At 43.3% G+C, this 15,117-nt stretch carries 13 protein-coding genes; 7 read left to right on the top strand and 6 right to left on the bottom strand.

Annotated elements, in window-relative coordinates; genetic code table 11:
- Positions 1-113: 113 nt before the first annotated feature.
- Positions 114-1,949 carry a YfbK domain-containing protein gene (locus B0I21_RS16030; protein ID WP_133641495.1) on the top strand — a complete coding sequence of 612 codons (1,836 nt, stop codon included), beginning with the start codon at positions 114-116 and terminating at the stop codon, positions 1,947-1,949.
- A 136-nt stretch (positions 1,950-2,085) separates the two neighbouring features.
- Here B0I21_RS16030 and tsf read toward each other — a convergent pair whose 3' ends face one another.
- The 4 genes from tsf to rplM all read right to left on the bottom strand — a co-directional run bounded on the left by tsf (position 2,086) and on the right by rplM (position 4,769).
- A complete protein-coding gene (gene tsf, locus B0I21_RS16025) occupies positions 2,086-2,922 on the bottom strand; it encodes a translation elongation factor Ts (protein ID WP_133641494.1) in 837 nt (278 codons plus the stop codon).
- A 174-nt stretch (positions 2,923-3,096) separates the two neighbouring features.
- On the bottom strand, positions 3,097-3,909 hold the full coding sequence (rpsB, locus tag B0I21_RS16020; protein ID WP_133641493.1) for a 30S ribosomal protein S2: 813 nt from the start codon (positions 3,907-3,909) through the stop codon (positions 3,097-3,099).
- An 18-nt stretch (positions 3,910-3,927) separates the two neighbouring features.
- Positions 3,928-4,314 carry a 30S ribosomal protein S9 gene (gene rpsI, locus B0I21_RS16015; protein WP_133641492.1) on the bottom strand — a complete coding sequence of 129 codons (387 nt, stop codon included), beginning with the start codon at positions 4,312-4,314 and terminating at the stop codon, positions 3,928-3,930.
- Positions 4,315-4,325: 11 nt separating this feature from the next.
- Positions 4,326-4,769, bottom strand: a complete 444-nt coding sequence (rplM, locus tag B0I21_RS16010; RefSeq protein ID WP_037499462.1) for a 50S ribosomal protein L13 — start codon at positions 4,767-4,769, stop codon at positions 4,326-4,328.
- A 256-nt stretch (positions 4,770-5,025) separates the two neighbouring features.
- Between rplM and B0I21_RS16005 the strand changes: the two genes are divergently transcribed.
- The 5 genes from B0I21_RS16005 to B0I21_RS15985 all read left to right on the top strand — a co-directional run bounded on the left by B0I21_RS16005 (position 5,026) and on the right by B0I21_RS15985 (position 10,785).
- The gene (locus B0I21_RS16005) at positions 5,026-6,744 is read left to right on the top strand and encodes a tetratricopeptide repeat protein (protein ID WP_133641491.1); all 1,719 of its coding nucleotides are present in this window, start codon (positions 5,026-5,028) and stop codon (positions 6,742-6,744) included.
- A complete protein-coding gene (locus B0I21_RS16000; protein ID WP_133641490.1) occupies positions 6,734-7,516 on the top strand; it encodes a DUF4292 domain-containing protein in 783 nt (260 codons plus the stop codon). Before B0I21_RS16005 ends, B0I21_RS16000 begins: the two co-directional genes overlap by 11 nt.
- Before the next feature lie 97 nt (positions 7,517-7,613).
- A complete protein-coding gene (locus B0I21_RS20495; RefSeq protein ID WP_133641489.1) occupies positions 7,614-8,885 on the top strand; it encodes a murein hydrolase activator EnvC family protein in 1,272 nt (423 codons plus the stop codon).
- A gap of 75 nt (positions 8,886-8,960) precedes the next feature.
- Entirely contained in the window at positions 8,961-9,185 is a 225-nt protein-coding gene (locus tag B0I21_RS15990; RefSeq protein ID WP_133641488.1) for a twin-arginine translocase TatA/TatE family subunit, read from the top strand.
- 163 nt (positions 9,186-9,348) lie between these two features.
- Complete coding sequence (locus B0I21_RS15985) at positions 9,349-10,785, top strand: LysM peptidoglycan-binding domain-containing protein (RefSeq protein ID WP_133641487.1); 1,437 nt, start codon at positions 9,349-9,351, stop codon at positions 10,783-10,785.
- 15 nt (positions 10,786-10,800) lie between these two features.
- On the opposite strand, the gene B0I21_RS15980 is transcribed toward B0I21_RS15985, so the two are convergent.
- Positions 10,801-11,316, bottom strand: a complete 516-nt coding sequence (locus B0I21_RS15980; RefSeq protein WP_133641486.1) for a phosphoribosyltransferase family protein — start codon at positions 11,314-11,316, stop codon at positions 10,801-10,803.
- 309 nt (positions 11,317-11,625) lie between these two features.
- Entirely contained in the window at positions 11,626-12,207 is a 582-nt protein-coding gene (locus B0I21_RS15975; RefSeq protein WP_133641485.1) for a C40 family peptidase, read from the bottom strand.
- Between the two features lie 456 nt (positions 12,208-12,663).
- Between B0I21_RS15975 and thrA the strand changes: the two genes are divergently transcribed.
- Positions 12,664-15,111, top strand: a complete 2,448-nt coding sequence (thrA, locus tag B0I21_RS15970) for a bifunctional aspartate kinase/homoserine dehydrogenase I (RefSeq protein ID WP_133641484.1) — start codon at positions 12,664-12,666, stop codon at positions 15,109-15,111.
- The last annotated feature ends 6 nt before the right edge of the window (positions 15,112-15,117 follow it).

Below are 15,117 nucleotides of genomic sequence, written 5' to 3'. Positions count from 1 at the left end.
TTATAATTTTTCTGCATCCGTCTCCAAAATAGAATAAACGATGAAATATCCACGATTGCCAAAATCAGCATAGTCTGGATGTTCCATGTGGCTTTTAACAAAATTATACGCATATGAAAAAGATACAACTAGTAATCACGCTTTGTGCGATCCTACTGGGAGTCGGCACGAGCTTTGGGAGAGACATTCAAGGCCAAATCTTTCAATCTGGATCCAAACAAGTCATTGCTGGCGCTTCCGTGCTCAACAAGCGGACCAACGTAACGAAGCATACTGATCAAAACGGTCAGTTTACTATACAGGGCGAGACCGGCGACCTGTTATGGATTTCGATGGTTGGCTATAAGGCAAAGGAGGTTAAAGTAAAGAAGGATGGGCGGTTGGAAATATCGTTAGTGCTTGACGACTTGCTTATGGACGAAGTGATAGCTTGCTATTCAACGCAGCCAATACAGCTAAAGATGTCTACCAGCAATTTGAAGATACGGGGGATGGTCAGAAGCATGGCGCCTACTAGTCAAGAAAGCTATGCGAAAATATCGGAAAATAAATTCCAAAATCCGTTGAAAGAGCCGCTATCAACCTTTGCCGCCGATGTGGATGCGGCATCGTATAGCAATGTGCGCCGGATGCTGAAGGCCGGCACCCTGCCAAACCCAGACGCTGTGCGTGTAGAGGAAATGATCAACTATTTTCAATATGAATTGAAGTCGCCCACAAATGGAGATCCCGTGGCTATTCACACAGAATATACACAAGCGCCCTGGAACACAGAACACCGCCTCTTGCGCATCGCGCTGAAAGCGAAAGATATCCCAAAAGACAAACTACCGGCATCTAATTTTGTCTTTCTGATCGATGTATCAGGATCGATGTTTGAAGCCAATAAGCTGCCTCTGGTAAAATCCTCGCTCAAAATGTTGGTCGATCAATTGCGGGACCAAGATCGGGTAGCGATTGTAACCTATGCTGGATCCGCTGACGTAAAATTGCAAAGCACAGCGGGTAATGAAAAGATGAAAATTAAGGATGCTATCGATGCGCTTGATGCAGGCGGCTCTACGGCGGGCGCAGCAGGCATTCTAAAAGCCTATCAAATCGCGCGCGAGCACTTTATAAAAAACGGCAATAACCGTATCGTTATGGCTACGGACGGCGACTTTAATGTAGGCGCTTCCAGTGATGAGGATATGGAAACGCTTATTGAAAAGCAACGCGAGAGCGGTATCCATATCTCCTTACTAGGTTATGGTATGGGCAACTATAAAGACAGTAAGATGGAAATCCTCGCCGACAAGGGGCATGGAAACTACGCGTACATCGACAACATATCGGAGGCGCGTAAAGCGATTATTAACGAGTTTGGCGGAACCTTATTCACTGTCGCAAAGGATGTGAAGATACAGGTCGAATTCAATCCGGCTTATGTGCAGGCTTATCGGTTGGTTGGCTATGAAAACCGACTGCTTGAGGCTGAAGATTTTAATAACGATACAAAAATTGGCGGTGATATGGGCGTAGGACATTCGGTGACCGCACTCTATGAGATTGTGCCGACTGGAACCCGTTCTGCAATTATCGGATCCGTCGATCCACTCAAGTATCAAAAGGTACCTACGCCAGAGGCAGGACGCCGGATAGGAGAGGTGGCGACCGTTAAGTTTCGGTATAAGGATCCCAATACGGACACCTCGAAACTAAAACAGGCGTTGGTAAATGATGATGTACAGGCATTGGAAAAGACTTCTACAGATCTTAGGTTTGCGACGGCTGTAGCCGAATTTGGGATGTTGTTGCGCAATTCGGAGTTCAGGCAAAAATCGAGTTTTCCAGCACTTATTGCACGAGCACGAGTGGCCAAAGGGGATGATAGGGAAGGGTATCGAATGGAGTTTATCCGCTTGGCTGAAGATGCTGAAGCCCTTTGGAAAGCGCAGCGAGGGGAATAGCATACGCTAGCCCAATCGTGCGGATTTAAAAAATATATCCAGCGCGTTCGGTAACCGCAGTAAAAACAGCAAAGCCCATGACGAACATGGGCTTTGCTTATAGAAATTATTTCTGTAGTCGAGTTGTGCTAGCTAACTATGCACCTAGTTGTACACGTTTGAAAGCTGTAACAGTTAAGCCTTTTTCTACAGAGTCTAAAAATTGCGCGATGTTTTTCGAAGAATCTTTAACGAATTCTTGGTTTAACAACGTGTTTTCTTTGTAGAATTTGTTCAACTTACCGGCTGCGATTTTCTCAACCATTTCTTCTGGTTTGCCTTCCGCACGGATTTGTTCTTTTGCGATTTCAAGCTCACGCTCGATGGTGTGTGAATCTACACCGTCTTTGTCGATAGCCACTGGGTTCATCGCTGCAATTTGCATCGCCACATCTTTACCAGCTTCTTCAGCGCCAGCAGCATCAGCAGAAAGACCTACCAATACACCTAAGCGGTAGTTACCGTGAATATAAGCAACAACTTTGTCGCCAGAGATTGTTTCGTATTTAGAAACGTCGATTTTTTCACCGATAACACCAGTTTGCTCGATCAATGCATCTGCAATTTTCTTACCATCGATTTCCAAGGCTTTCAACTCATCCAAAGAAGCTGGTTTGTTGTTTAAAGCGATATCCGCAATTTTATCAGCGAAAGCAACGAAGTCAGCATTTTTAGCGACGAAGTCAGTTTCACAGTTCACTTCTACGACGATACCTGATTTTGCATCTGCAGTAGCTTTTGCAATAATTACGCCTTCGTTAGAATCACGATCCTGACGGCTAGCAGCAACTTTAGCACCTTTCTTACGCAGGTAGTCAACAGCAGCTTCGAAATCGCCATTTGCTTCGACTAACGCTTTTTTACAATCCATCATACCAGCGCCCGTTTGTTGACGCAATTTGTTTACATCTGATGCAGAAATTTGTACTGACATGTTTTTATTTCTTTAAAAAATTTACAATCTGAATGCCCTCCAAGTATAGTGATACTATGCAAATTGGGCATTAAACTTTTGTTAAATAACAAAAAAACCGGACAAACATATGTAGACGTTTCAAAGCTATACTTCAAAAGGCTAACACCTGTTTATCCGGCTTATTATAGGATATTATTCCCCGTCTTTTGCTTTACGAGGGCGTTTTCCAGCGTTAGCATCTGCATCCGCTTCAGCGCCATTATCTACGGCAGCTTTTGCAGCAGCAGCTTCTTTTTCTGCATCCTCTTCTTTATCGCGTTTACGCTCTTCCAAACCTTCTTGGATAGCTTTTCCAATAATTCCAGCGATTAGGCTAATAGATTTCGTAGCGTCATCGTTAGCAGGAATAGGGAAATCGATATTGGAAGGGTCAGAGTTTGTATCTACCATAGCAAAAGTAGGGATGTTCAACTTGATTGCTTCAGCAACAGCGATGTGTTCTTTTTTCACGTCGATGATGAATAAAGCAGCCGGTAAACGGTTTAAGTCAGCGATACCACCTAAAAGGTTTTCTAACTTAACGCGTTCACGTTGAATCATCAATTTTTCTTTTTTAGACAATACGTCATACGTACCATCTTTTTGCATTTTGTCGATGTTAGACATCTTTTTGATAGACTTACGTACTGTTTGAAAGTTTGTAAGCATACCACCTAACCATCTTTCTGTTACGAAAGGCATATTCACGTCTTTCGCTTGTTGAGCGATGATTTCTTTCGCTTGTTTTTTCGTAGCGACGAATAAAACTTTACGACCTGATTTTACGATTTGTTTGATAGCTGAAGCAGCTTCTTCTAATTTCGTAAGGGTTTTGTTCAAGTCGATGATGTGGATACCGTTACGTTCCATGAAAATGTACTTAGCCATTTTCGGATCCCATTTACGTGTAAGGTGACCAAAGTGCACACCTGCATCCAATAATTCTTGATAAGTTGTTCTTGCCATTTTTTGATCCTCCTTTGATTAACGTTTACTGAATTGGAATCTTCTACGTGCTTTGCGGCGTCCTGGTTTCTTCCGCTCAACCATACGGTCATCACGAGTAACAAGGCCTTTGGCACGTAAAGCTGGTTTTACTTCTGGGTCAAGCTCGACCAAAGCTTTTGCAATCGCTAAGCGAACTGCTTCTGCTTGTCCTTTGACACCACCACCTTGAACGTTAACATTTACATCAAAATTTCCAGCAACACCCGCTACCTCTGTAGATTGTGTAACGATATATTGCAAGGGCAATGTTGGGAAATATTCTTTATAATCTTTACCGTTTACGGTAATGTTTCCGCTACCAGCAGCTAAGTAGATGCGGGCAACAGCAGTTTTTCTTCTTCCTGAAGTGTTAGTTATTGACATAATTGCTCTCCTTAAAATTTAACTGGTTTTGGATTCTGTGCCTCGTGTTTGTGCTCTGATCCAGCATAAACAAAAAGGTTTCTGAATAGCTCACGACCTAAACGGTTTTTAGGAAGCATACCACGTACTGCTTTCTCGATAATGCGCTCAGGGTGCTTAGCCAATAACTCCTTTGGAGAAACAAAACGCTGACCACCTGGGTAGCCCGTGTAGCGAACATAAACTTTGTCGCCCAATTTGTTTCCTGTCAATCTAACTTTGTCTGCATTGATAACAATCACGTTATCTCCACAGTCTACGTGTGGGGTGAACGTAGGCTTGTGCTTCCCGCGAATCACTTTCGCAATTTCGCTTGCCAAGCGCCCCAAAATCTCTCCTTCAGCGTCAACAACAATCCACTCTTTGTTAACGGTGTTCTTGTTGGTAGAGACAGTTTTGTAACTTAACGTATTCACTTGCTTCTATTTAATTAATTAAAAAATCTTTCGTCCTCCTGTAATCCCTACAATGAGGTCTGCAAAGGTACGATATTATTTTATCATTATAAAATGAAATTCATTTTTCATTGCTAGCGAGCAAAAGTGGCCCGTACGACCGCCGTAGATTGATATAACATTATTTAACATGTTTTAAGATTACATAAGTAAACTTTTGCTTTTTTTTGTCATCTTTATAAAGTAGAGCACTATTTTGTATTTAAAAAAGATATTAATGAAGATCAACAAGAGGTTTGTCTGTTTCGGGATTGCGATTTTTATGGGCTTATGCCTAGGTGTGGACGTGAAGGGCCAGCAAGTTGTTGTTGGCGATAAACCCTATAAGAATGATTTGACATTGGTGGAGAGCAAACTTCGCGTTGGCGATCTGCCGGGTGCGATTGCAACGCTGGATACCATCATTGCTAATTATCCAGATGCCGCCGAGGTTTATTATGCAAAAGCGTTGCTGTTTGGGCAAGCAAGAAACCTCGAAGTCGCTATTCCTCTTGCGGAAAAAGCTTTCGAAATTGAGCCCAAAAATCTTCTTTTTGCCAACTATCTGGTCGAACTGCACAAAAGCAGTGCGAACCTAAGTGCTGCTATCCCGGTGGTTGATCGTGTTATCGCCGTGTATCCAGAGAATGCGTCGCTGTATAGAGAGAAAATTATGTTGCTACACGCTACAAAGCAGACCGATAGCGCGTTAGCAACGTATGACGAAGCGGTAAAGAAATTTGGGGAATCGGACACCTTAGACGTGATCAAGGCCGAAATTTTGGTCGACACGGAAAAACAGGACGAGGCCATAAAGCTGTTAAGCCCTTGGGTCGATAAAAGCTCCGGCATACGGCAGGTTTACAGCACACTTGCTTTTATTTACCTCGATAAGAAGCAATCCAAAAAGGCGGTGGAAATCTTAAATAAGGGGCTGAAAAACTCCAAAGACGATCTCTTGTACCTCGATCTAGCTGATGCCTATACGGGAGAAGGGAAATCCAAACCCGCTTTTGATGCTTTAAAGCAGGCTTTCGAGTCCGGCAACGTAGATTACGCCGATAAGTATCGCGCCATGTTTACGATGTTGAGCGGGAAGAGTAACTTGGAATTAGATCAAGTGCAGGAACTAGCCAATATCTTGGTGCTTAAATATCCGCGCGTAGCGGATAGCCACGTCGCGAAGGGTGACATCCTGTGGCGAAGAGGGCAACTGCAGGAAGCCAGATCTTTGTTCCTTACGGCGATAGGTATCAATAGGGGGCATATCGACGCATGGCGTATGCTGATGAATGTAGAACTTGCCCTCAATGAAGCCGACCAAGCTATTTTGCACGGTTTCGAGGCCTTGGAATCCAATCCAAATAATCCAATGTTGCTTTATTTCACCGGATTGGCCTACATGGTTAAAGATGATACGGATAATGCTCGCAAAATGATGGAATCGGCATTGGATAACAGCGGACAGGAAAATACCTACCTCCAATCGCTTATCTATGCTGGCTTGGGAGACCTTTACCACAAACTAAAAATGGCTGAGGTTTCTGACGTAGCCTATGAAGAGGCGATTAAGTTGGATAGCACCAATGCAACAGCGATGAATAACTATGCCTATTATCTATCCGAGCGTAACGAAAAGCTAGATGTTGCCGAGAAATTTTCCAAGCAGTCAAATGAGCTGGAGCCGTCTTCGGCCACTTTTCAAGATACGTACGCTTGGGTATTGTTCAAACAGGCGAATTATAAGGAATCCTTGAAGTGGATTGAGAAAGCCATACGGGGCTCATCACCATCAGCCGTATTGTACGATCATTATGGTGATATTTTATATAAAAACGGCAATACAAAAGAGGCTGTGAAGCAATGGCAGAAAGCGCTTTCTATGCAGGATGCAGGAAGTAGTTTAGATGTCGAAAAATTAAAGTCAAAAGTGGAGAAGAAAAGTTATGTGGAATAGAGGGATTGTTGCTGTTATAGTCGTGTCATTACTGCTAACGGGATGTAAGAAGCGTAAACGGGTAAATCTGCCCAATCAGGATGCGCCGACAGAAGTGAGCGCTGCACATGCAGCCAGCATTAAGAGTTTTGAATTGAGTAATTTGGATTTTCGAACATTCTCGGGGCGGGCCAAAACGAAGATAGAACTAAACAAGCAGGTGAACGATGTGACGTTAAATGTACGCATCGAGCGCGACAAAGCCATTTGGCTGTCGGTGACGGCCACGTTGGGCATCGAAGTAGCGCGGGTATTGATCACGCCAGATAGTGTTAAAATTTTGAACAAGCTGCAAGGCGAATATATCGCGAAACCTTTTAGCTATATCTATAATTACACCAGTAACGGAGTGAACTTTGCAACCCTGCAAGATTTATTGCTGGCGAATGTTTCCTCCGGCTTGTTGCGCAACTCGAACGTACAGGTGGCCAGTGCTACGGATGAATTTATTGTCGTCGGGGTGAAAGATCAACTTTCATATCAGTATCGTATTAATAAAGAAAACCGACCGTTCAATTTTATCTTACAAGAAGTGGGAGCCAACCAGAACCTGGAAGCTTTTTACAGTGGCTACGCAAATAATGCCGGATATAATTTTCCAAACAATCTGGCGTTGAATATCGTAGGAGATCAGGTGTCGCTTAAGGCCAGTGTTTCCTACAATAGGGTGTCTTTCAATGAACAAGTGGACATGCCGTTCACGGTCTCAGGAAGATATAAAGTGATAAATTAACAATGTATTGCATAAAAGCATAAAATTATTGTGCGCTTAGTGGGTATATCCTTATTTTTGTAAGCTTAATTTAAACCGATATAAGGTAAAACGGTTCATGGATTTGAAAAAGATTGTATTTAGTTTCCTATTTTCCTGTTGTCTAACTGTAGGGCTGGTATCTGCCCAGAGCAGCGCCGAGCTCAAGAAGCAGCGCGAAAAAATAGATGTGGAGATTGCGGAGCTAACGAAGATATTGCGTGCTAAAACACAAGAGAAGATACTCTCGCAACGCGAGGTCAATGCCTTAAGTAGGCAGCTTGATTTGCGGGAAAGTAAGATAAGTACCATCAATGCGGAGTTGCGTATCATCAATAATAACATACGCGTCAATACCGGAAAAGTCAACGAGCTGAAGGCTGAGTTGGAGAAAATGAGGAAGGATTATGAAAAGATGATCCTATTCGCCTTCCGGAACAAAAACGGTTACAATAAATTGATGTTTATTTTTGCTTCCAAAGACTTTAATCAAGCCTTTAAGCGTGTAAAATATCTGCAGCAATTTAATGACGCACGTAAGATAAAGGCTTCGGAAATCGAGGCTACTAAAAAAGAAATTGAGCTTAAGATTGCGCAGTTGGAGCGAGACAAGCAAACGCAAAATCAATTGCTAAAAGAGCAGCAAGCTGAGCGCTCGATCATCGCAAAAGATCGGTCTGCCCATGCGAATGAATTAAGCCAGCTCCGACGCGAGGAATCGAGTTTTAAGGGTCAGTTAAGTAAAAAACAACAAGAGAAGAAGCGTATTGATGCCATGATCCAACAGGCCATCCGTCGGGAGATTGAGGAAGAGCGTCGGCGGGCGGAAGAAGCACGTCGGAAGGCGGCAGAAGCAGAAGCCAAGCGTACGGGCAAAACGGTGGAAGAGGTAGAGAAGAAAACGCCGCGGAAGTCTGATAGTGAAATTTTGAGGTCTACACCAGAGGCTGCTAAGCTTTCCGCAGATTTTAAATCAAACAGAGGGCGTTTGCCATGGCCGGTATCGCAGGGTAACATTGTGCGGAACTTTGGTTTTGAGACGGTGGAGCGAAATGTTCGAATAGATAACTCTGACGTTGCTATCCGTACAGCGACAAACGCGGCAGTGAAAGCTGTTTTTGAAGGCGAGGTCGTTCAGGTAATCGGAAGCTTCGTCGTGATCAAGCATGGTGAGTATTTTACCTCTTATGCGAACCTGAAAAGTGTTTCTGTGCGAAAAGGGCAGAAGGTAAGCCGCGGGCAGCAGATTGGTTCGGCTGATGAAGATGCGGATGCTGGGTACTCCGTTGTCAACTTCGGGGTGTTCCAAGGGCAGACGGCAATGAACCCATCCTCGTGGTTAGCGAAATAGTTACAAGGATTTAGAAAATAAAATTATATATTTGTAAAACGTTGATAATGAAAGCAACGTTAAGAAATTAAAACTATGTATACATCGGGATTATTATTTATCGGAACGCAGGAGATCATCATCATAGTGGTGTTAATATTGCTACTTTTTGGTGGTAAAAAGATTCCTGAATTGATGCGTGGTCTTGGACGTGGTGTCAAGGAGTTCAAAGACGGGCAACGTGAAGAAGATGCTACTAACAAAAACAGCACAACGAATACCACAAACACAACGAATACGAATAACACACAGAATCCGTAATCTGTAGATTTAAAAAAAATAAGAGTTTCTTGGGTAAACCACGAAACTCTTTTAATTTTATATGGACTATACTAACCACGTATTTTCAGCGTTTATACATGAAAGTTTAGACTATTGAAGTTCATACGCCTTAAACCGTGAATTATTCATGAAATAAAAACTTATGAAGAAAATCCATTTATGGGTATTGCCGTTTTGTGCCCTAAGCATAACGCAGTCGGCCATCGCACAAGACATGGCACATATGGAGACTGAAGAGCATACCTTGCATTTACAAGAACTAGTCAGCAACCAACGCGATGCTATCTTTTCCGGCATCGACTCTCTAAAAAAACTTTCTTACGTCGATCCTATCCACAATGCGGAAGATTCGCTCATCTTTCAACGGATGCGGAAAATTCAGAAGACCGTCCCATTGGCGTATAACGAGAAGATCAAATCCTACATCGATAAATACGTTTCCCGAAATTACAACCCATATATGTGCAAATTGCAAGGATTGGCGCAACATTATTTCCCGATTTACGAGGAGATATTCCAAGGCACCGGCATTCCTGATGAAATTAAGTATATATCGGTTGTGGAATCGTCGTTGGATCCTCACTTGGTGTCTAGGTCGGGAGCAGTTGGCCTATGGCAGTTTATGTATGCCACGGCCAAAGGCTATGATTTGACCATGGATAGTTATATTGACGAGCGTAAGGATCCTTATGCGGCCTGCCATGCGGCGGGTCGATACTTCAAAGAGGCTTACGACGAATTTAACGATTGGCTCCTTGCGCTTGCTTCTTACAATTGCGGCCGTGGTGCCGTAAGAAGAGCCATTGAACGCTCCGGATTAGATCACCCCGACTTCTGGCAACTGTCTCCCTATTTACCCGAAGAAACACAAAATTACATTCCTAAATTTATTGCGATGACCTATACGTTAAAACATGCGCAAGAATATGGAATCGAAAATGCAGATACGGATTTCGTGTTCGCGGCGAAGCCAATTATGGTGGAAAATAACGTAGACTTGGCACGTGTGGCCACAGCTATCAACCTGCCGTTGGAAACATTGAAAAAATTCAATCCTTCCTTTAAACGTACGATTATTGTCGCCAGTGGCGATAAACCAAAACGATTGATATTGCCGCAAACGAGCTCATCCAATGATAGCTTGCTCTATGCGGCGTTGAGCAATACACCATTTCCGGGCTCACCAAGAGAGCAGGCGATGATCATTGCTTCTTCGCCATCCAGGCCGGCAAAGTATACGGCCAAGCAAGGTGAATCAGTAGCTTCGGTAGCGCGTAAATTTGGGGTTGCTGTTCAAGATTTAAGGGCGTGGAATGGCCTTTCGCTAAATAGTCGCATTGCTGGGCGCACACTCCTGCTGGAAAAGGAAGAAAACATCCGCTTAGCAAAAGCTAGAAGCACGACGGTTGGCAAATCTGCATCAGCGACAGCCTATGTCACCTATACCGTGCGTAAGGGAGATACACTATCGCATATAGCCAACAAGCATAAGGGAAGTACGATAGCACAGATTAAAGCTGATAACAACCTGCGCGGCAGTACACTCAGCATAGGACAGAAAATTAAAATTAAAAAGTAAGGATGGGGGATGCGGTTAGGATAACCATGCCGCATCTTCCGCACCATCAAATTCTTCCAAGACCACTTCGACGTGCTCTTTCAAAATTGTCGAAAGTTTAAGGCCGTAGTAATCACTGAAAAGTGGAAACTGGTGGTGCGATCGATCAATCAATACCGCGGTGCGCATCTTTTTCAAAGGGGTGTCCAAAAACAATCCCAGTCCATAAGCCAATGTCCGCCCGCTATTCAGTACATCATCAATCAGGATAATCACTTTATCTTTGGCGATGTCCAACGACTCGTCAGACGTCGCTTCTAAACTGCGTTTGGTTTTCGCAATACTGATCTTCAGGAGTTCAAATGTTTTTTCCGGAGCAATATCAACTAATATCTGTTGTAGGCGTTTAGCAAACACGTATCCGCGGTCGGCAATACCTGCCAAAACAATGGATGTCTCCTCAAAATTATCTTCTAAAATTTGATAGGCAATTCGGATGGATTTTTGACGAATTTGTTCTTTATCTAAAATAAGGGTTCTTTTCGTAGACATGTTTTGTTCTTTGATTACAACAACGTAAAAGTACTAAATCTTTTAAATAAAATCGCACGAAAGCGTTAATAGCGGCGGGCTGTAGACCTCGTCTTTCTGCGCAGAATCTCTTGATTTTTATGGGGCAGGAACTGTTGTCTACGTTTTGTTTCGTTTCGAACATCGTCTGGTGAGCATGTTCTGTTCGTGCATGCTATAGCTATTCGATCATTGCCCACCAAGACTTGGAAAGAGGAGAACCATTGGCTACCTGCATCAACAAAAAAGGTCTAGACTGTTGATCTAGACCTTTTCTGATATTTATGGGAATTAATTTAAATTTTTATTATCATCGTCGAGGCGAGAATTCGCTGTCATTATTCCTGGCTCTTCAATTGGTCTTCCACCATTATAAAAGTAGCGCTTCCAATAAGCTTCATTTAGGTTGCTTACCATAACGCCTCTGCTGGAGGAGGCATGTGCAAACTTATCATCGCCGAGGTAAACGCCAACATGGGTAATTTGTCTGCTGCGAATTTTAAAGAAAACCAAGTCACCTGGTTGTAGATCGTTTTTACGGATCTGTTTTACGTTCGCGTATTGGTTACGACTATTGTAACCAATAGTGGTATTGAATACATTTTCGTACACAGCGAGCGAAAATTTAGAACAGTCAATGCCATTTTTAGAATCTCCTCCTAACCGGTAGGGAGTACCTAACCACTCATAGACAAATTGATAAAGCTTCGTGTTAGCCATGGCGTTGGACGCAACACCCATAATTTGTGAGAAGTATTCTTTTGCAAGGTTATCCGGATCGGCGGAGGTGGTTTTTGATTTGGTTGTTTGTGCCTGCGACACTAGACATAAGCCTATGAAGAGCATTCCTGCTACTAGTTTCTTTGTATTCATTTGTTCGCTTTAATATACAACTTCTATACGCTGTCTTGTATTTTCTACAGGACTGAAGCAAATCTAATACATAATACGTATTGATCCAAGCATTTTTTTGGTTTTTTAACGTAGTTTTAACGTATTTTAACTTTTTTATTTTTTCGATTGCCGTATAAATACCCAAGACGTAATGGGGGCAGTACGATCGATTATGAGCATACGGAGTTGCCATTTTATTAAAAAAAATTAAAATAAATTTGATATGTTCAATTTTTTACTCCTATATTTAACAAGTTTTTAAAAGATCATGTACAGACACACTATTATTACATCCATTATTATTACCACCGGCAACAAACCTCGGAGGAAGTAATTCTATTGTATAAATAAGTGTACACAACATATAGAGCCTTCCTCCACCGGGGAAGGCTTTTTTATTGATAAACAGGGAATTAATTTTATAAAAAGACAAAGATGAAAGTATTAAAGTTCGGAGGGACATCCGTTGGTTCAGTAGCGAGCATTGAAGCAGTACTTACTATTGTTAAACAGGCCTACATTGCTGGCGAAAAACCGCTGGTAGTTTTGTCGGCCATGTCTGGTGTGACGAACCTACTCACCAAGATGGCCGAGAACGCAGCAGAACGGATTCCTTTTGAAGACGATTTGAAATTTTTGGAAGCGAAGCATTTCGATGTGGTCAAGAAGCTGATTGCCGTGAAATTCCAAAATCCCGTATTTACGAAACTTAAACTCATGTTGAACGACCTGGAAGAAATTCTTCAAGGCGTCAGTGCATTAAAAGAGTTGAGTTTGCAAAGCAAAGACCTTATTGTCTCCTTCGGCGAACGTTTGTCCAACTACATGGTAGCTAAAATCATCGAACAGGAGATTCCCGAAACCGAATTCATTGACGCTTCCCACTACATAAAGACCAATTCCAATTTTGGTCATGCACAGGTGAATGAGGAGCTCACCCATCAGTTGATTCAGTCGCTGGGCTTCACACATGCTGAAAAGCTGATGTTTGTAACCGGCTTTATCGGCTCTAACGACAAAGGTCGGGTAACGACGCTTGGCCGAGGTGGATCAGATTACACAGCCGCTATATTTGGCGCGGTGCTACAGGCTTCAGCGATTGAAATCTGGACCGACGTGAACGGGATGCTCACGGCCGATCCACGTATTGTCAAGAAAGCGTTTTCACAACCTATCCTTTCTTATACGGAAGCAATGGAGCTTTCTTACTTCGGCGCCAAAGTAATCTATCCGCCAACGATGATTCCCGCGTTTTTAAAGAAGATTCCTATCGTCATCCGCAATACCTTCGAACCTGATTTTCCGGGAACCACCATACAATATGAAAGTGGAAAATCCGCTTTCCCCATAAAAGGTATATCCTCCATTTCCGATATCGCTGTCATCAACCTTTCCGGTAGCGGCATGATCGGTAAATCGGGTTTTAGTGGCCGCTTGTTCACCCTGTTGGCGCGCGAACAGATTAATGTGGTGCTTATCACACAGTCATCATCCGAGCACAGCATTACCTTTGCTGTTAATCCGGATGATGCGTCAAAAGCAGTAAAACTAATCGAAGCAGAATTTGAATTGGAGCTGGAGGCAAACAAATTGCAAGCGCCGGTGGTTGAAGATAACCTTTCTGTGCTAGCTATTGTAGGCGAAAACATGAAAAGAACACCAGGCATGTCTGGCCGATTGTTCTACGCTTTGGGGCGAAACGGCATCAATGTACGGGCTATCGCCCAAGGCTCTTCCGAATTGAATATATCGGTTATTATCGGGAAGGAAAATTTAGCCAAGGCACTTAATGCGGTGCACGATGCATTCTTTGCACAGTTGAAGAAGACATTGCACGTGTTTAATGTGGGCACCGGCAATATTGGATCTACGCTTTTCCGCCAGATTCACGAGCAACATAACTTTTTGGTCGAAAACAACGATATTGAGATTAATGTGGTCGGTGTGTCCAACTCGCGAAAGATGCTTTTTAACAGCGATGGTATTGATCTAACACATTGGGCTGATGCACTGGAAGAAAAGGGGGAGGTGTCTGATCTAGCTTCATTTATCGATCGCATGCGGGCCATGAACCTACCAAACTGTGTGTTTATTGACAATACAGCAAGTAAACTGCCGTCGACATACTATGAGGAAATATTTAAAGCGAATATCTCCATCGTTACCTGTAATAAGATTGCCAATTCGGGCGAGTATGCGTACTATCAAAAATTGCATGAGACGGCTCGCAAACATGGGGTTGATTTCTTTTACGAAACCAATGTTGGCGCTGGCTTGCCGATCGTACGGGTGTTGAAAGATTTGATGCTGAGCGGGGATCGTATTGTGAAGATTGAAGCTATCCTTTCCGGAACGATCTCGTATATCTTCAATAACTTTATCGGCGATTCATCATTTTACGAAACCGTCAAACAGGCGCAGGAGCTTGGCTATACAGAGCCTGATCCGCGGGACGACTTAGGCGGTGTGGATTTCATGCGCAAGATGTTGATTTTGGCGCGCGATGCTGGCTATGCCCTAGAATCTACTGATGTGGATTTGGGCGCAATCTTACCACAAGCCTGTTTGGATGCCGCTTCGGTAGACGATTTTTATGCCGAATTGCTGAAAGCCGATCAGTACTTTAATGCGCTGAAAGAGAAAGCCAGCCGTGAACATAAAGTGATCCGTTATATCGGCAAACTGGAAGATGGAAAGGTCTCTATCGCGCTGGAAATGGTGGATGAGAATCATCCTTTTTACGCTTTGTCAGGAAGCGATAACATCATTTCCTTTACCACGGAACGGTACAAAGAACGTCCGTTGGTAGTCAAAGGGCCGGGCGCTGGCGCGGAGGTCACTGCTGCCGGTGTCTTTGCAGATTTAGTCAATGTGGGAGCTTAATACATT

This window comes from Sphingobacterium paludis, from assembly GCF_004364125.1.
Classification (GTDB): domain Bacteria; phylum Bacteroidota; class Bacteroidia; order Sphingobacteriales; family Sphingobacteriaceae; genus Sphingobacterium; species Sphingobacterium paludis.
The sequence above is the reverse complement of the archived record's forward strand: the minus strand, read 5'-3'. Positions and strand labels throughout refer to the sequence as shown.